The following is a 17252-nucleotide window of genomic DNA, read 5'->3' as shown; positions in this document are numbered from 1 at the left end:
GTGACTACATGATCAATATAACGATTTATCATAATCCGGATTGCGGAACATCCCGGAATACGCTGGCGATGATCCGCAATAGTGGTAGTGAACCTGATATTATCTATTATCTGGATACTCCACCAAGCAGAGCTATTTTGACGGGTCTTATTGCAGCGATGGGAATTACAGTAAGAGATCTGCTGCGTAAAAATGTCGAACCCTATGAGAAAATGGGCTTAGAAGAATATTCATATACTGATGAGCAATTAATAAACTATATGCTCGAATATCCTATTTTGATAAATCGACCTATAGTAGTAACGCCTTTAGGGGTAAGATTGTGCCGCCCATCTGAGGTTGTGCTTGAGATACTCCCAGACCGTCAGAAAGGGATTTTCATCAAAGAAGATGGAGAAGCTGTCACAGACAAGTTTGAAAATAAAATTTAAGAGTAAAACCAGTGGGATACCTTGTGGGTATCCCACTAAAAAGTGACATTTTCCCTTTTTTATTAAAATATTTAGTAGATTATATGTTATTGTTATTGTTATTGTTATTGTTATTGTTAAATGTTAACCATGATATAAACTAATCTGTAAGATAAATAATAACTCTGGATTTACGGTTATTTATAATAGAAAAAATAAAGAATTATCTCATTCTTTCGCTTGCAAGATTATAAATATCACTACGCTCCCGTTTACCAACAGCTACAACAGCGATAATTAATTGAGCATCAATCACCTGATAAACCAGGCGAAAACCAGACGAACGAAGTTTTATTTTGTAGCAGTCTTTCATTCCCCGAAGTTTCGCTGACGGAATATGAGGGTTGTCACAGCATTTTTTTAATTTTTTGGCAAACTGCTGCTGTATTGCTTTATCCAATTTTTGCCACTCTTTCAGCGCATCCTCTCTGAATTTGACTGAGTAAGTCACAGGTAGCTATCCAGATCCACGTCAAGCAGCGGCTGGTTGCTGCGTTCGGTTACCAGATTTATCAGTTCCTGATCGTCCAGTGCATCAAGCATCTTTTCGTACAAAGCTGCCGGAACGCAGTAAAAAGCGGGCTGATTACGGTTCAGAATTGCAACAGGAAATCCGTCCCCGGCACCGACGGTCGCCATTGGGTTTTTCTTGAGTTCACTGACACTGGCGCTTGTGTCACTCAGAATGATGTTTGGCATATATTACCTTTAGAGACTGTTTGATCTGTATTAAATATACCGCTCAAAAGACCTGTTAACAAGTCTTTTTATTGTTTTTTATTCGGGGGAAGAGCCGGGGTTGTAATCGGGAAGAGGACTCTCTTTCTTCCGGCAACGTTGATTAAGTACAGGTTTATTAAAACGAGAAGCTGTGGCTGTCGTTTCCCGGATTTTACCCGGAATTTGTGAAAGTAAGGCTGTCTTATTAAAATCGAACCCAGACGGATTATCAGCCGTTTTTTAACGCAGCCATGCAGATGTATTACCACGGATAAAAAAATCACTCAGAGAGTGTTATGTGAAGCCTGTTTTTTGACCAACCTTTATTTTTTCATTTATTGCGGTTTACCGTTATTTTCCGCAATGGCTGATCCTCCGCGGATCGGATGCATATAGTGCCTGTCTGTCTGTAATGACACTATATGCTGATAATACGGGGATCTGAACAGCGCGTCATCATGCCATGCATTGCGGTTTTGCGGCATTAAAGCCATAATACCGCATTCCGCGGATCTTTTTTTTTGCTGCTGCGGCGGGCTGATCACCTTTCCGGCCACCGGAACAGGACATGCCGGCAGCCCTGATTATTATCGTGATGTTATTATTAAGTTGAGTTATAGTAACCTTGGGCATTGTGTCCCGGGCACTGACAGCAGGTACGGTTATGAACGACAACTTTCCTGAGCTTTCCGTCGCCGGCAGGGCGCTCAGCCGGCGGCAGTCCTCCGGTCTGCAGCCGGCTGAGCATCTGGAGCGGGCCCGTCAGCTGCGGATGCTGGCTGTTGCTGCCGAGCTGGATTGTCCCCGCTATCTGCTGGCGCCGGAAATTAACCGGCTGCTGCAGTATATTCCTGATCTGCATCAGCGCACCCTGATTGATACACTGTGGAATACCGGCGGGCGTATTCATGAGGTGATGACGCTGACCAAAGGCGATTTTTATTTTGATGCGGAGACACCGTTCGTGGTGCTGAGGACGTTAAAGCAGCGCCGGCCGCTGAACACGACGGAAAAATATAAACCACAGGCGGTAAAAAAGCGGGCTGTTCCGTTGTTTGATGCGGAATATGTCCGGCTGATGAAAAGTTACTTTGCCACCATGCGCTATAAAAATCAGAGTCAGATCTGGCCGGTGCGCAGTGATAACACGGTGCGTAACTGGCTGCGGGATGCGGTCCGGTCTGCGTCAGCAGACGGTTTCTCATTTATCACCGGGCCGGTGACCTGCCACACTTTCCGTCACAGTTTTGCCATGCACCTGATTTTTCATGGTGTCCCCTTAAAGCTGATCCAGTCGTATCTCGGGCATAAAAAATCAAGTTCCACCGATGTATACACAAAAATATTTACATTAGATGCAATGATGCATTTTGATATTTCTTTCCGGTAATTCTTTCCCTGCATGATATTTCAGTCCGGTACAGCAGTAATATTATATTACGCAGCTGTGCCGGTCTTTCTCCGTGGTCCTTATATTGCCGGCTGGCACAGGGTTGTTTTTGCCGGTTTTGCTGATATTTTCCCTGAAACAGGGTGTTTTTGTATCTTTTTTATGACCGGTTGATGATTATCCTCCCCTGAAGGGGCAATCGGCTATATTTATAAGATAATATTTGTCAGCAGAATAATGCACCGCTCAGTCATGACGATTTGTTTTGTTCCTGTGCATCATCTGTATACTGTAAAGAGATAAAACAGAGCGAATTAGCCGAAGTCACAAAAACAGAGGTTACCGGGCGATTTACGGGCAGTATGTTGTTATTTTGTAATTTATCATTAACTGTTAATGCGGTTTATTTCAAGACGGGTGGTATGAATTGATAATATGGTGATTTCAGTCTGAAATTCAGTATTGAAAATGAGGTAATTAATTAGATATCAATTAGTTACATATTGTTTTGTGTGTGGAGAAATAAATTTTCGCAAGAGTGTTTGCAATTATGTCAATATGTAGGATACTCTACAAAATATTGAAATTCTGCATATCCGGAGGCTGGTGTGGTTAATGTTAATGGACAGTTTAATAAAATCGCTGAGCGTTCTATGCGGCTTTTACAGTCATTAACGACACAGGTACAGACGCAGAAAGAAGAGCTTAATGAAACCTCTTACTATCAGGTTTACTCAAAAGCGGCGGTAGCCAAACTCCCCCGTCTGACCCGGGCCGGTGTTGATTCCGCCGTCAGTGAAATGGAAAGCATGGGGTATGAATTTGAAAAACGTGAGGCGGGAACCGCGCTGAAATACGCGATGAATATTCAGAACATTGTGGATATTTATCATCACAGGCATGTTCCGAAATACCGTGACCGCTATGATGAGGCGTTTACGTTTTTTATCGGTAACCTGAAGGGCGGGGTGTCAAAGACGGTGAGCACGGTTTCACTGGCTCACGGACTGAGAACGCATCCTCACCTTATTTCGGAGGATCTGAGGATCCTTGTTATTGATCTTGACCCGCAGTCCTCGGCCACGATGTTTCTTGATCATACACAGTCTGTCGGGTCCGTCGAAACAACCGCGGCTCAGGCGATGCTGCAGAATGTTACCCGTGAAGAACTCCTGAATGAGTTTATTCTGCCGTCTGTTGTACAGGGTGTTGATGTGATGCCCGCTTCAATTGAGGATGCTTTCATTGCATCACAGTGGGAAATACTCTGTGCTGAATATCTGCCGGAACATAATATTTACACTGTGCTGCGTGAAAATATTATTGAAAAACTAAAGCAGGATTATGATTTCATTTTTATTGACAGCGGTCCTCATCTTGATGCATTTCTTTCGAATGCGATTGCGGCGGCTGACATTTTAATGACCCCGATACCCCCTGCTCAGGTGGATTTTCACTCCACACTTAAGTATTTAACAAGGCTGCCTGAGCTGATTGGTATGATTGAGTCAACCGGTGCACAGGTGAACCTGATAAGCAATATCGGTTTTATGTCCAAACTGGTGAATAAGACTGATCATAAGCTGTGCCACAGTCTGGCCAAAGAAATCTTCGGCGGCGAGATGCTGGATGTGGCATTACCGCGGCTGGATGGTTTTGAACGGTGCGGCGAATCTTTCGATACTGTTATTTCCGCTAATCCGGCAACCTATATAGGAAGTGCGGAAGCACTGAAAAGTGCCAAATCAGCAGCAGAGGATTTCTCCAAAGCTGTTTTTGATCGTATAGAATTTCTTCGTCTGAACCGGGGGTATTATGCAAACTAAACGAAAGACTATAGGCCGGACACTCAGTGCGGTATTACCTGCATATCCTGCCACAGATAGCGGTCATGTTCAGCGCTTTATGCTTAAATCCGGAAAATCAGCTGTTTTCCGGTTTGAAAATATTCCCGCCGGTGAGGTCAGTGAACGCACTTTTGTCCGCTTTTCTGTTAACGGGCGGGATCAGAGTGCACTGACACCTGAATCACTGGCAGATATTCTGCGGACGATTAAGCTGCAGCAGTTCTTTCCGGCTATTGGTTACCGTCATGGCGATAAAATTGAAATTCTTGATGGTTCAAGAAGACGTGCAGCAGCTCTGCTTTGTCACGTGGGGCTGAGTATTCTGGTGACAGAAACAGAAATCAGCAATGATGATGCAAGACAGCTTGCAGCGGATATACAGACAGCGAAAGAACATAACCTGCGTGAAACAGGATTGCGGCTTTTACAGTTGCGTGAAAAGGGGATGTCACAGAAAGAAATTGCATTCTCAGAACAGTTATCCGCAGCAAAAGTCACCAGAGCAATTCAGGCTGCTTCGGTCCCTGATGACCTTGTTTCTCTTTTTCCTGTACAGTCAGAACTCACCCATACTGATTACAGACAATTGCTGCTCATTGATAAAATGATGAAAGACAAAAAATTATCGCGGGAAATCATTCTTGCAGATGTGAATGAAAAAGTATCATCATTTAATGACTCAGATAATGTTGCAGCTGATGAACTGAAAAAATTTATTTTATCGGAACTGAAAGAGAGTACAGATAAACAGATTATCAGTATAAAAACAGATGTACCGGCAGTTATCCCGCTGAAAACGTTTGATGATAAGAATATATATGCCAGAAAAAGAATAAAAGGCAGGGGGTTCAGTTACGAATTTAACCGGATCCCCAGACAGCTGCAGGATGAGCTTGATAACGGGATTCAGTCAATTTTGTCGCAGTATTATTCCCGTGAAAGTCATTAACGTTCTGCGCGGTAAAAGCAACGGAACTTTACAGGAGCCGGAGCGCTGTCAGTTTTTTGTAAAGACAGGTGCACCGGCTGAATAAAAACCCCTGTAATCTCAATCTAACTTGGCGGTCGGAAAGATTAGCAGGGGTTATCACATCTATTCAGGCAGGAGCATTGTTGAGCTCTTACCTAGGAGTATAGAATTATGCAGAATAAAATTCAACTCCTGCGGCACAACATAAGTGCAGGAGACTGTGTCTGACTCCCTGACTCTTTACACCCCGGTGAATGGTCATAAAATTCACCGTCACTATATCCCTGTTTTTAAGGGGAAATTACCGGCAATTGCGGCGGTGCGCCGTTTTTCGGCGGCATTATCCCGTCATGACTGGAACCGTAATCCCCATATCTATAATCTGCGCTGTGAACGTAACCAGCGTGTCTCCGTGCGCTCAGAGCGGCGGGAGACCTGGTATGCGCTGGCGCTGGCGATGATTGCCAATGCGGACTACAACCCGGACAGTGAGGCGCTGTTTGAGGTTATGTGTCCGGTCGAAACCCTGGCCGCGCAATGCGGGCAGCTGCATCAGTATGAGAACGGCCGCAAAAGCTATGACCCGGTGCTGCACGCGCTGCATGACTGGGAGGCGGCGAATCTGATTATTATTCACCGTGACTTTGACCGTGAGGCGAAACAGTACAAGGCGATGCGCATCTGGCTGCGGCCGGAGTTTTTTGCCGGACTGGGGTTTGACCTGGCGGCACTGCGTGACATTGTCACGCGTTTCCGGCGCTGGATGGAGCGCAAAGGACTGCGGGAAGAATACCAGAAACGGTATGCCCGCCATGTGCTGCGCCTGAGCCGTTCTAATGTGGCATCACTGGATAACCGGCACGCACTGAAAAACCTGCTGAAAAAACTGCGCCGTCTGGTGACCGGGGATGATGAGGCGCTGGAGAGTGAAAGGAAACACCTTGAAAAAGCCCTGAAAGAGAAGAAAGCACAGCTGAAAGCGTCCCGTCCGCAGGAAGAAGCCCCCGGAAACGCCTGGCGGCTGTATGAGCGCTGGAAACAGCTGAATCCGGTGGCTGTGGTGTGTGAGTTTGAGCAGCGGATAAAATCGCTGTATCCGGCACTGCACGGCGAGCTGCTGTATCAGTGTTACCTCGATAACCTGCCTGACCATTAATCCCGACACTGTCCTGACTGACCGCCTCCCCGGCGGATTTCGTGCCGGCTTTCTGCCGGAAATGCCCTGCTTTTATGTCCCGGAGCGGTACTTTTTTACCGGCGGAGAGAGAGCCGGTGCTATCGCGTCCTCTGATTGTTCATAATACCGTCAGTTAATTTCGTATGGTATGAAAGCACATCAGTTAACTTCGTACAGGCTGGTATGAATCAGATTAACTTCGTTCTTAGTTTCTGAACTAAACGTCCTTTTTTAATAAAAAGGAGATTGGGGCGCGTTTTTAAAGCGCACCCCATCAGTAAACATCAGATAATGCCTTCGCTCACAGGGAACTGCGTTCCCGCCGCTCAGAGCAGTGAGGTTTCAGATTCCGGTGAATATTCCCCGTAATGCCGCACAAGCGCAGCATAACGCGCAGTACATCCGGGTAAACCCGGCTAACTGCGGCCAAAGGCGGGAATAAGAAATAACAAAGTGGTTTTACAGCCTGATTGTTCAGGCAGGGCGGGGGGGGGTATGCGGACTATAACAGCCTGTAACCGGCGCTGCCGGGCTGCGGCGGCCATCTGACCACAGTGACATTCCCGGCAATATCTGCCGCCTCACATGCGCTGATGCGCATAAGAAAAACATAATAAGAGGAGTTTGGAGTCCAGCGGTACGAAAACTCACGTTAGTGTAGTAACTATTTGATACATCAAACATAATAGACATAGAAAAAAACATTCATAATGGTGTCTTTTTAATCGAAAAACAGTACTTAACGGACTGTGTTGTCTGTTAATCGATCTTTCAGGCAACCATTTTTTACGGGTATTTTTACCCTGTTGGTCCTCAAACCTCATTAACACTCTTTTTGGATGGACAAAAAAACAACATCGTTATACAATGTATAACATTAAATAAGGGGATATTATATGAATAAAAATATGACAAAAGCTATCAGACTGAATAATGAAGACTATACTCTGTTTGAATCCTATGCGAGTGCTAAAGGGCTTACATTCAGTGAATTGTGCAAAAGTGCGGTACGGGAAAAAATCGAGGATGAGTTAGATTTACAGCTTGCTAATGAAAGCTATGAGGATTTTCTCAGAGATAAAACCACAATAAGTCATAATGAATTATTTGAATCTGTCTGAGGTAGTGAAATGACGCGCTACCGGACAGAGTACACAAAACGGTTTGTAAAAGATTTTAAGAAAATAGACTCAGTACACCAAAGAATTGTTCAGAAATATATTGAGATAAATATCAATAATACGATAAACCCGCGTTTAACAGGGAAAATCCTTAAGGGGGATAAAGCCGAATTTATCCGCTACCGTATAGGAGATTACCGTCTGATAGCCGCGATAGAAGACAATAAATTGTTGGTAATAGCATTAACAGTCGGACACCGTAAGGATGTCTATAAAAAATTTTAAACAGTTTCAGCTAACGGGGGTTATGTACTGTAGCTCTTTTTTGGGCATCGAACCCGAAAAAGCCAGGCTATATTCCTCCATCGCCCATCGCCCATCGTACAGATGGCCGGAGGTTCCCAATATGGAATGACACAGTTGTTGCTTCGGTAAGACAGGAATAGCACTGTATACAGTTTTATTTGTGAGGTTGCTATGTCACAAGTTCCCTTTTTTGATTATCCGATGTTCTGTGGTTTTCCCAGCCCGGCGGATGATTTTTAGGTACAGCGTATTTCACTGGATGCGGAATTAGTCCGTTATCCTGGAAGTACCTATTTTCTCCGTGCTGAGGAGCATTTGATGAAAGATGCCGTGATTTTTAGCGGTAATTTTCTGGGGTGCGGAAAGCTATGGTAATCCCCCCGAAAAACCGGTGTGTTCATAAGTAGAATTTTCTCGTAATCTGAACCGGGGAGAATTCTATGAAGAAAGCACGTTTTACCGACAGTCAGATCATGTCTATCCTGAAACAAGCAGAGGCCGGAACACCGGTAACTGAACTGTGCCGCGAGCACGGCATGAGCAATGCCAGTTTCTATAAGTGGCGTTCACGCTATGGCGGCATGGACGCTTCTATGATGGCCCGCCTCAAAGAGCTGGAAGATGAAAACCGCCGCCTTAAAAAGATGTATGCTGAAGAACGTCTCAAAGCCGAGATCATTCAGGAGGCCATAGCAAAAAAGTGGTAAAGCCATCATGCCGGAAGCAGATGGCGCAGGATGTAGTCAGAAGCCGAAACGTCAGTATACGTTTTGCCTGCCAGCTGTTTGCTGTCAGCGAAAGTTGCTATCGTTATCAGCCTAAACTGAATGAAGAAAATCAGGTCATTGCCGACTGGTTGCTCCGCATTACTGACAATCAGCGCAACTGAGGATTTGGCCTGTATTTTTTGTACCTGCGCAATGTAAAAGGCCTGCGGTTCAACCACAAAAGGGTGTACCGGATTTACTGCGAGTTGTCACTGAACATGCGCATCAGGCCCAAAAAACGACTGAAGCGGGATAAACCGGAACCACTGACAGTGCCTGAAAGCAGCAATGAATGCTGGTCAATGGACTTTATGCACGATCAGCTATCAGATGGTCGCTCAGTCCGTTTACTGAATGTTGTCGATGATTTTAATCGTGAGGCACTGGCCATAGAGGTGGATTTTTCTCTGCCAGCAAGTCGGGTAGTCAGAACACTGGGGCAACTCATTGAATGGAAGGGAAAACCCGCAGCCATTCGGTGTGATAACGGACCGGAATATACAGGTAACATACTGATATCATGGGCAGCTCAACAGAATATAATGCTTCGCTTTATACAACCAGGTAAACCTCAGCAGAATGCTTATATTGAACGATATAACCGGACAGTGCGTTATGACTGGCTGGGGCAACACCTGTTTACATCACTGGATGAATTACAAAACTATGCGACCGGATGGCAATGGTTTTATAATCACGAACGACCCAATATGGCGTTGAATGGCTACACACCGATGCAGCATATTCAGCGTATGGCCTGATTCTACTTATTACCTCCGTTGAAAATGGGGGGATTACCATTTCAACAGCCATTTCCTGCTCACGTACGGAAGAAGAAAGGGCATTCTTAAGTTTGCTGCGCCAGGTATAAAGCTGTGACTCATACAGACTGAGTTCACGGGCTGCGGCGGCAATACCAATGCGTTCAGCTAGTTTTAGGGCTTCATCGCGGAATTCTGGAGTGTATTGTTTACGGAGCTTTTTGCTGGTTGATACTGATTTTGTCATGAGTAATCACCTCTGGATGAGAGTTTACTCACTTAGTCCCGTGTCCACTATTGGCGGGTAAGATCACAAACAACCAGAAAGGCTTTGGCAGGTGATTAACGGTGGCGATTCAGGATTACCCAATGCACCTTCCCTGTAAAAATCGCGGTTGATTCAATCAACCGCGATAGAAACACAAATAAAGGCACTGAAATTATCAACGTGTTTGGGTATTAGTTTTTTATTTTTTCACTTTATGAACGATATCAAAGTACTTAGTTTTATTCTCGGATGATGGATAAATACGATAAGTATACTCATCAGGAGTCACCGTGACATTCTCTACAACTCTTGTGAATAAAACCTCACCTTTATCATTTTTCGCAACTAATGTTCGACTTTTCCCATCATCACTAAATGACCAATCACCTTGCATTTTTGGCTTTCCATCTAAGGTGAGCATTTTAAATGTCCCATCAGGGAAATATTCAGCTAAACCAAAAAAATTAGCAACCTGATCATTTGTTGCTGGCACATCCTTTTTATCTTGGTCTAAGGCTTGAGTAGTAACCCAAACTTTACTAATCACCATTTTCTCATAGTCATTATTCTTTTTTTTACTCATCTCTTTTGTCTCTTCAGCTGGTTTAGATGTATCAGCCTGAGCAGAAAAAACAGCGGTTGTGGAGAGTAAAAAAATAGCAGTTGTTAATGTTTTCAATTTCATAAATTCTCCTTAAGTTAAATAGGCTATTTTTAGGACTCTTGTTCTAAAAATAAGTTCCGATAAGACCCATTATGTAAAATGGGTAAGTTTACTGTGTGATCTCCTCCCAAAATCAGCGCCAGGCATTCCCGACTAAAATTATCGACTACAGTCAGCGCCCGGATCCGGCGCCCGTTGAACAGATTATCAGCAACGAAATCCATACTCCAGCACTGATCGGCTGCCGTCACTGCCGGACGCTCCTGTCTGTGTCTGGCTGTGACATGTCGCGGGGTCGCTTTGTCCGCAGATTCAGTCCTTCCTGACAATAAATACGGTGGGTTTTCTTATGGTTAATCAGCCAGCCCTCCCGGCGCAGCAGGATATGTATGCGCTGCACGCCGTAGCGGATGCGGGTTTCCGCTATTTCCCTTATCCGCTGCGTGACTGCGCGGTCGTCACGCCGGCTTTGATAGTGGTAGACCGTGCGGCTCTGCATCATCAGACGGCAACCACGCCGCAGCCCGATACGGTAGGCCTCCGGCAACCAGGTTACCGCCTCCCGCTTCTGGGCCGGTCTCAGAACTTTTTTTTGATGACCTCCTGCAGCATCTCTTTGTCCAGACTCAGATCTGCCATCAGGCGCTTCAGACGCTGGTTTTCTTCCTCGAGCTGTCTCAGGCGGCGAAGTTCCGTCACACCCATACCACCGAATTTTTTCTTCCAATTGTAAAAAGTGGCTTCAGAAATACCCATCTTTCTGCACACTTCCTCTACCCGGGTACCGGTTTCAGCCTGTTTCAGGGCAAATGCGATCTGTTCTTCGGTATAACGTGTCTTTTTCATGTCATATGACCTCTTTTTTCAGGAGAAGAAAGGCCGGAAACTCTACTTTATACCGGTACTGAAGAAAGGGAAGAGGTCAGAAAGCATGATAAAAAAGGCATTATAATGAAAATGTTATCTTCTCATAACAACGATTAAATCGCACTTTCCCTTAGTCCTGTGTCTGCTATTGGTGGGTAAGATCAATCAAAGTCTGGTTACTGCGACTAAATTTTTTTAGCTTCCACTCTTTATTATTGTATTTAAGTAATGCAAACTACTCTCTTATGTAGTATATTTAATAAAAATCAGAAAATATTATTTTGTTATTACAGTTAATTATGTAAAAGTCATGTTAAATAACAATAACTTACCTATGGTTTCGATTTTATATTAAATGATTATATGCTGATAACAGAAAGAGTAATGGTTAAGAATAAAACAACATTTAACACACTGATAATACTGGTTTTTATTCAATGAAGGAGCTGGCAAAACTTTTATCTGATGTGAGAAGAACAGTAAAGCAGAACATTGAGCTTTCTTAAAGAAGATAATAGATTTTGTTACTTTCGATGTGTTTGTAATAGGTTCTGTAGTAACAAAAACAACTAAAATCAAAAATATAAGAATTTATACCCTGGTCTGGAAAATAAAATTACAGCTAATCCGGAACTACAGATAAAATTATCGATACTACTAATTCCGTAATATAATGGCTGATGCCGTCAGGTTACAGGTTGGTTACTGTAATAATATAATAAATATAGAGTTGAGTTATCAGTATTACTGACAGATAGCTATTATTCTGAAAAATCAGTTACCTTACCGTACTGATTTATTAAGAGTGATTTATATTCTTTTGGTTTTAATGACATTTTTTGGAGTTTTTATGACAATATCAGAAACTGAAACAGCTATTAATAAATTAGTTGGTATTAACATCATGAATAAAAGGAAAAAACTAGGATATTCTGGTCAATTTTTGGCCGATTGTATTGGGGTCAGTCAACAACAATTATCACGGTATGAGAGAGGAAACAGCAGGATCAGTGTGGAAATGTTATTTAAAGTATCTGTCATATTAAAGGAGCCTATAAGTTATTTTTTAATTTCTGAACCAATTCATTGATACTTCTGGTGAAGTATTGATATTCACTGTTGGGATTCAGTATTGTGGCCATTTCAGAGAAATACTGTTTTTAAGGATCTACAGATCCTGTTAAAAATGTTCTGTTGATAAAAATCTGATAGTATCCGCAAGAAAAAGTTTTTCTTATGGTATATCCACCAAATCTTCTTAGCCGAGAAAAACTTTAATTTAACACAATGTCACTAATATGTAAAAGGAATATTATGAATATTAATTTATTCACCAGAGGATACCGGGCATCTTCTTATTCTGAAGGTACTATCCTACCACTACGGGGCCGGCTAACTGTTGTCGGGCTTATTAGCCTGAGTACTGTGGTCTGTTTGCAGACAGCCCTGGCTGCGGATATAGGTAGTCAGAGTGGAGCCAGTATTACAGTTAACGACGGTGACCGGATTATCGGCGATGCCTTTGATGATTCCGGAAAGCGCTATGGTGTTTTTAACTCCTATGGCAATGGTTCGGGAACCATTAATCTCGGTAATAATGTGACTGTTAACGTGACAGACACCTCCGCGAATGCTAAGGGTGTGGTTATTGAGGGAAGTAATAGTGTATTAAACGCCAATGGCTTATCCGTGAATGTGAACGGTAAAAATGCCGTCGGTATTGACCTCAATGCTCAAAAAATACAAGCCGACCTGGGAACAGGCACCAGTGTTAAAGTTGAAGCACCAGAGCGGGGTTTTATATACGGTGTGAAAATGAAAGGAGCCTTGACCCTAACAGCCGATCATCTATCAATTGAAGTTAAAAACGGGCAAGGCTTTACAATTAGTGATTACGGCAGCAGTGCTAACTTAGGTAGTGGCAGCACAATCAAAACTAACGGTGCGCTTAGCCATGGTATTTTGATCGACGGCCTGAATGGCAACCAATCTGAAGGTCCTGCTTCTTTTACTGCCACCAACCTGACTGTCGATGCACAGGGAGACCAGGCATACGGCATGAATATCCAGAAAAACTCGATTGTTGATCTGGGTACCGGCAGCAAAATTATGACCAACGGCGATAACGCCAACGGTATCTGGAGCTCTGGTGACATCAAAGCAGATGCCCTGACAATTATTTCCCGGGGAAATCGCTCCACAGCACTGAATATGAGTAACTGGAGCGGGATTGCCAATATTGGCGCAGACAGCCATTTTTTTGCTGAGTTATCCGATGGCTTGCTCGCCTATGGCAGCACTATTAACTTCACCGGTACAGCAGATAACCGTAATACTATTTTTTCAGGTGGTGGTAGAGCTGTGTCTTCTGTAGGTAATGATGCTAAAATCAACCTGACAAATACGGATATTACTGTGGATGGGAAAAGCAGCGTTGGATTGAGAACGATAGGTGGCGCAGTTATCACTGGTAAAAATATCACGATAACCGGTGCTGCCGGAACGTATGGTGTCTATGCCAGGGCCAACAGCCAGATTGATCTGACCGGCGACCTCGCGATTAATATGGTAACCGCCGATCAGATGGCCATTATCGCCCAGTCCACTGACGGCGATACGGCCAGCCGGATTAATGCAACAGCTAAAATGCTGATTAACGGCGGTATTCAGTCCCGGGGCGGGCTGATCAATATGGATATGGCCTCCGGCTCACTGTGGACCGGAAGCGCCTACAGCGATAACGTCAACGGTGGCCTGCTGAATGTCACCATGGACAACAGCCGCTGGAATGTCACGGATGATTCCAACCTCGATAATCTGATACTGAATAATACCGCTGTCGACCTGTCGCACAGATTGTCCGATACCGGTTACTCAACACTGAGTATCGCCAATCTCAGCGGCAACGGCACATTCACACTGCGTACCGATATTGTCGGTGACGGAGATGGTGTCAACAACGCCGGTGACAAAGTGGTAATAACCGGCACCAGTGCCGGTGATCATTCATTAACTGTATTAAACCGCGGCAGCCTGGCAACAACCGGTAATGAAATTCTGACCGTTGTGGAAACCGCAGACGGTGCAGCTAATTTCACCTCCGCATCTGAAGTCGAGTTAGGCGGTTATCTGTATGATGTACGTAAAAACGGCAATAACTGGGAACTGTATTCATCAGGTGCCTACGTTCCGCCGGAACCGGAAAAACCAAAACCACCGATCACCACCACAGCCGATGCTGGCGGTAATTTCCTGAATGTGGGCTATCTGATTAACTACGCAGAGACCCAGACACTGATGCAGCGTATGGGCGACCTGCGCCGGAACGGCGGAGATAATAATGCCTGGCTGAGAGGCTTCGGCGGTAAATTCAATTCCTTTGCCGGCGGTAAGATGAGCGGATTTGACATGACCTACGGCGGTACACAGCTGGGCTTTGATAAACGTATCTCTCCGGATACACCGCTGTATATCGGTACCTTTGCGGGCTTAACGCAGGGCTCACCGGATTACCGCGGCGGGGACGGTACTGTCCGCTCATACCATCTGGGGCTTTACACCACTTATATGGCGGATAACGGTTTCTATGTTGACGGTATTGCCAAAGTTTCCCGGCTGAAAAATAAATTCAGTGTCTCGGACAGCCAGAACAGTAATGTCAGCGGCGACGGCAGCTCAACAGGAATCAGTGTGTCAGCAGAAGCTGGCCGGAAATTCAGCCTGAGCCAGACCGGTAATGGTTTCTATATCGAACCGCAGGCGCAGCTGACTTACAGCCATCAGGATTCAGCAGGCATTCACGCCAGCAACGGCCTGAAAATCGATCTCGGCAGCTATGATTCCGCCATCGGGCGCGCAGGTACACTGATTGGGTATGAAACCACAACCGGTGACAGCCAGATCAACGTTTACCTGAAAACCGGTTTTGTCAGAGAGTTTCAGGGCAATACGGACTATAAACTGAACGGCTCCCGTGAAGCACACAGCTTCAAAGGAAACTGGTGGAACAACGGACTGGGTATCAGTGCCAATATCAATAAAAAACATACTCTGTATGCTGAGGCGGACAGTGCAACAGGTAACCGGTTTGATCAGTATCAGATTAATGGCGGGTACCGTTTCAGCTTTTGATATGTGAGGTACTGTAAATAAAATTCTGTCGCATTAACCGTATAGGTCTGCAAATTAATACTGCCGTCTGAAGGTCTCCTTAATAAGTGACATGACGGGCTATCCGGTGAGAGTCTAACCTTACCCTGTATACCGTCTTAATGCGACAGATTCTGAAAAATTATTGTACAAATATAACCGTAAATACCCGTATGAATTACTGGGCAATATTACTTTAAAGGATAATTATATGTCTTACACATATCTACATATCAGGACAGAGCAAAACAACAAAATCTGTCAGCACTTGCACCGAACAACCTTATCCCTGATTATCGGTACAGTATTTTGTACAGCAACTGTCGCCAGAGCAGATTGTGTGGCAAACCCAGTACCTAATATCAAGGGGGGAGTTGATATGATTTGTGAGGGTACCGGTATTTCACAGGATATAAGCCTGCTGGGTAACGGACAAAATAATAACGTAATGGTACAGGGTAATAATACATCAATTTCTAGTAATATTTTTGGTGCTAATTTCTCATCCTCACTTCCAATCTCTGATAATATTTTATTGACAGGGAATACTGTAACCCTCAATGACAATGTTGTTGTAAGTTATGATATTATTGGCGCCATTATAGTCACCAATAGCTCGAAAAGCCTAACAGTAACGGGAAATTCAGTGATCTTAAATGATAACGCCTATACATTTCGCGGCGCTTACGGCGGTTATATTGAAAACAACGGTACGAGTGATATTACAGTTGCCGGAAATTCCCTGACTCTCAATGACAACGCATATTTAAGTGATGTTGCTATCGGCGGTAGCGGTTATAAGCGACATACTGGTAATGTTACAGTCTCAGGAAATTCCGTGACTTTTAACAACAATGCAAGGGTACCCTTTTATGTTAGGGGGGCCTGGGGCACTAGCTATGATACGGGTAATATTATAGTGACGGGAAATTCTGTGACTCTCAATGACAACGCGGGTGTAAATAATACTAATTATGCCAACATTTATGGCGGTTGGGCCGATAAACAGGGGGGGGGTGATATAACAATGACAGAGAATTCTGTGACCCTCAATGATAACGCCTATGTGAACAACGATATCTATGGCGGATATGTTGATGTTTCTGGGGATCTTGTCACCAGTGTTAACATAACAGATAACACGGTCAATATCCGCAATTCTGCCAGGGTATCCGGTTCTCTGTATGGTGGATTTATTGATGGTCCCGGTACCGCCGGTTATTATGATTCTTTCACGGGCAACACCCTGAATGTCGCTGCGGCCCCCTTCGAGCTCAGTGGTGAAATGGCGAACTTCGAACACTACAACTTCACAGTAGATCCGGCCCACGTCAATTCTGACACCGCGCTGATTACCGCAGATACCATCGTTTTCGGGACCAGTGAATATAATATGAACGGCGGTGAAGCTAACACCTCTAAAATTCAGGTGGTGGGGATTAAAGCCGGTCAGGAACTGTTTGCCGATGATAAATTTGTACTGATGCGGGCAACCGACACCATGAGCGGTGAAGCAGAGGGACTGACCACCCGCGGCATTGCCCAGCAGGGTGTTTCGCTGCTGTATGATGTCAGAACCGATGTGGATATTAACGGCAAGCTGGTGACCGCCACTATTCTCGGCAATAACAAACCGGTTGACCCAGTAGACCCGGAAACCCCGGCAGCCCGCGTGAACCCGCAGCTGAAAGCCCTGTCCGAGGGGCATCTGGCCTCGGCCATGATGCTGACCCGCGGGGGCGATACCTTGGCATACAATACCGTGCACACCATCC

Annotated in this window: 14 protein-coding genes and 3 pseudogenes; 11 read left to right on the top strand and 6 right to left on the bottom strand. The window is 44.7% G+C overall.

Annotated features, from left to right (window positions below; all coding sequences use genetic code 11):
• Window positions 1–8 precede the first annotated feature (8 nt).
• Window positions 9–431 (top strand): arsenate reductase (glutaredoxin), encoded by a 423-nt coding sequence (arsC, locus tag AAZR23_RS20095; RefSeq protein ID WP_434694465.1) that lies wholly within the window; start codon window positions 9–11, stop codon window positions 429–431.
• 202 nt (window positions 432–633) lie between these two features.
• On the opposite strand, the gene AAZR23_RS20090 is transcribed toward arsC, so the two are convergent.
• The 3 genes from AAZR23_RS20090 to AAZR23_RS20080 form a co-directional block, all read right to left on the bottom strand.
• Window positions 634–921, bottom strand: a complete 288-nt coding sequence (locus AAZR23_RS20090) for a type II toxin-antitoxin system RelE family toxin (RefSeq protein WP_112549601.1) — start codon at window positions 919–921, stop codon at window positions 634–636.
• Window positions 918–1169: a type II toxin-antitoxin system Phd/YefM family antitoxin gene (locus AAZR23_RS20085; RefSeq protein ID WP_112549600.1), complete on the bottom strand. Its 252-nt coding sequence runs from the start codon at window positions 1167–1169 to the stop codon at window positions 918–920. The genes AAZR23_RS20090 and AAZR23_RS20085 overlap by 4 nt, the downstream gene beginning before the upstream one ends.
• A 356-nt stretch (window positions 1170–1525) precedes the next feature.
• A complete protein-coding gene (locus tag AAZR23_RS20080) occupies window positions 1526–1684 on the bottom strand; it encodes a hypothetical protein (protein ID WP_434694464.1) in 159 nt (52 codons plus the stop codon).
• A 170-nt stretch (window positions 1685–1854) separates the two neighbouring features.
• Between AAZR23_RS20080 and AAZR23_RS20075 the strand changes: the two genes are divergently transcribed.
• From AAZR23_RS20075 to AAZR23_RS20045, 7 genes and pseudogenes are all read left to right on the top strand, one after another.
• Window positions 1855–2580 carry a tyrosine-type recombinase/integrase gene (locus tag AAZR23_RS20075; RefSeq protein ID WP_434694463.1) on the top strand — a complete coding sequence of 242 codons (726 nt, stop codon included), beginning with the start codon at window positions 1855–1857 and terminating at the stop codon, window positions 2578–2580.
• A 653-nt stretch (window positions 2581–3233) separates the two neighbouring features.
• On the top strand, window positions 3234–4406 hold the full coding sequence (locus AAZR23_RS20070) for an AAA family ATPase (RefSeq protein WP_434694481.1): 1173 nt from the start codon (window positions 3234–3236) through the stop codon (window positions 4404–4406).
• On the top strand, window positions 4396–5376 hold the full coding sequence (locus AAZR23_RS20065) for a ParB family protein (protein ID WP_434694462.1): 981 nt from the start codon (window positions 4396–4398) through the stop codon (window positions 5374–5376). Before AAZR23_RS20070 ends, AAZR23_RS20065 begins: the two co-directional genes overlap by 11 nt.
• A gap of 241 nt (window positions 5377–5617) precedes the next feature.
• Window positions 5618–6553, top strand: coding sequence for a RepA family replication protein (locus AAZR23_RS20060; protein ID WP_434694461.1), 936 nt, complete (start codon window positions 5618–5620; stop codon window positions 6551–6553).
• A gap of 917 nt (window positions 6554–7470) precedes the next feature.
• Window positions 7471–7695, top strand: coding sequence for a type II toxin-antitoxin system RelB family antitoxin (gene relB, locus AAZR23_RS20055; RefSeq protein ID WP_434694460.1), 225 nt, complete (start codon window positions 7471–7473; stop codon window positions 7693–7695).
• A gap of 9 nt (window positions 7696–7704) precedes the next feature.
• A complete protein-coding gene (locus AAZR23_RS20050; protein ID WP_434694459.1) occupies window positions 7705–7980 on the top strand; it encodes a type II toxin-antitoxin system RelE family toxin in 276 nt (91 codons plus the stop codon).
• A 461-nt stretch (window positions 7981–8441) separates the two neighbouring features.
• A pseudogene (locus AAZR23_RS20045) lies at window positions 8442–9529 on the top strand (IS3 family transposase).
• Window positions 9530–9566: 37 nt separating this feature from the next.
• Here the strand turns inward: AAZR23_RS20045 and AAZR23_RS20040 are convergent.
• The 3 genes and pseudogenes from AAZR23_RS20040 to AAZR23_RS20030 form a co-directional block, all read right to left on the bottom strand.
• Window positions 9567–9776: pseudogene (locus AAZR23_RS20040) on the bottom strand (transposase); the annotation flags it as partial.
• Window positions 9777–9996: 220 nt separating this feature from the next.
• Window positions 9997–10482, bottom strand: a complete 486-nt coding sequence (locus AAZR23_RS20035) for a DUF4822 domain-containing protein (RefSeq protein WP_434694458.1) — start codon at window positions 10480–10482, stop codon at window positions 9997–9999.
• Between the two features lie 104 nt (window positions 10483–10586).
• Window positions 10587–11307 (bottom strand): annotated as a pseudogene (locus tag AAZR23_RS20030) (IS3 family transposase); the annotation flags it as partial.
• A gap of 871 nt (window positions 11308–12178) precedes the next feature.
• Here AAZR23_RS20030 and AAZR23_RS20025 point away from each other — a divergent pair.
• From AAZR23_RS20025 to AAZR23_RS20015, 3 genes are all read left to right on the top strand, one after another.
• The gene (locus AAZR23_RS20025; protein ID WP_434694457.1) at window positions 12179–12418 is read left to right on the top strand and encodes a helix-turn-helix domain-containing protein; all 240 of its coding nucleotides are present in this window, start codon (window positions 12179–12181) and stop codon (window positions 12416–12418) included.
• Window positions 12419–12642: 224 nt separating this feature from the next.
• Entirely contained in the window at window positions 12643–15459 is a 2817-nt protein-coding gene (locus tag AAZR23_RS20020; RefSeq protein ID WP_434694456.1) for an autotransporter outer membrane beta-barrel domain-containing protein, read from the top strand.
• Window positions 15460–15688: 229 nt separating this feature from the next.
• On the top strand, window positions 15689–17252 hold a 1564-nt coding region (locus AAZR23_RS20015; RefSeq protein WP_434694455.1), incomplete at its 3' end, for a hypothetical protein.

It is taken from the genome of Morganella sp. Je.2.23, from assembly GCF_051129855.1.
Lineage (GTDB): Bacteria > Pseudomonadota > Gammaproteobacteria > Enterobacterales > Enterobacteriaceae > Morganella > Morganella sibonii.
This window is presented reverse-complemented; position numbering and strand designations above follow the sequence as displayed.

Excerpts from the sequence above, each read along its gene's own strand:
- AAZR23_RS20025 (WP_434694457.1), top strand. The coding sequence starts at position 12,179 with ATGACAATATCAGAAACTGAAACAGCTATTAATAAATTAGTTGGTATT.
- AAZR23_RS20065 (WP_434694462.1), top strand. The coding sequence starts at position 4,396 with ATGCAAACTAAACGAAAGACTATAGGCCGGACACTCAGTGCGGTATTA.
- AAZR23_RS20020 (WP_434694456.1), top strand. The coding sequence starts at position 12,643 with ATGAATATTAATTTATTCACCAGAGGATACCGGGCATCTTCTTATTCT.
- relB (WP_434694460.1), top strand. The coding sequence starts at position 7,471 with ATGAATAAAAATATGACAAAAGCTATCAGACTGAATAATGAAGACTAT.
- arsC (WP_434694465.1), top strand. The coding sequence starts at position 9 with ATGATCAATATAACGATTTATCATAATCCGGATTGCGGAACATCCCGG.
- AAZR23_RS20075 (WP_434694463.1), top strand. The coding sequence starts at position 1,855 with ATGAACGACAACTTTCCTGAGCTTTCCGTCGCCGGCAGGGCGCTCAGC.
- AAZR23_RS20080 (WP_434694464.1), bottom strand. The coding sequence starts at position 1,684 with ATGGCTTTAATGCCGCAAAACCGCAATGCATGGCATGATGACGCGCTG.
- AAZR23_RS20070 (WP_434694481.1), top strand. The coding sequence starts at position 3,234 with ATGCGGCTTTTACAGTCATTAACGACACAGGTACAGACGCAGAAAGAA.
- AAZR23_RS20050 (WP_434694459.1), top strand. The coding sequence starts at position 7,705 with ATGACGCGCTACCGGACAGAGTACACAAAACGGTTTGTAAAAGATTTT.
- AAZR23_RS20085 (WP_112549600.1), bottom strand. The coding sequence starts at position 1,169 with ATGCCAAACATCATTCTGAGTGACACAAGCGCCAGTGTCAGTGAACTC.
- AAZR23_RS20035 (WP_434694458.1), bottom strand. The coding sequence starts at position 10,482 with ATGAAATTGAAAACATTAACAACTGCTATTTTTTTACTCTCCACAACC.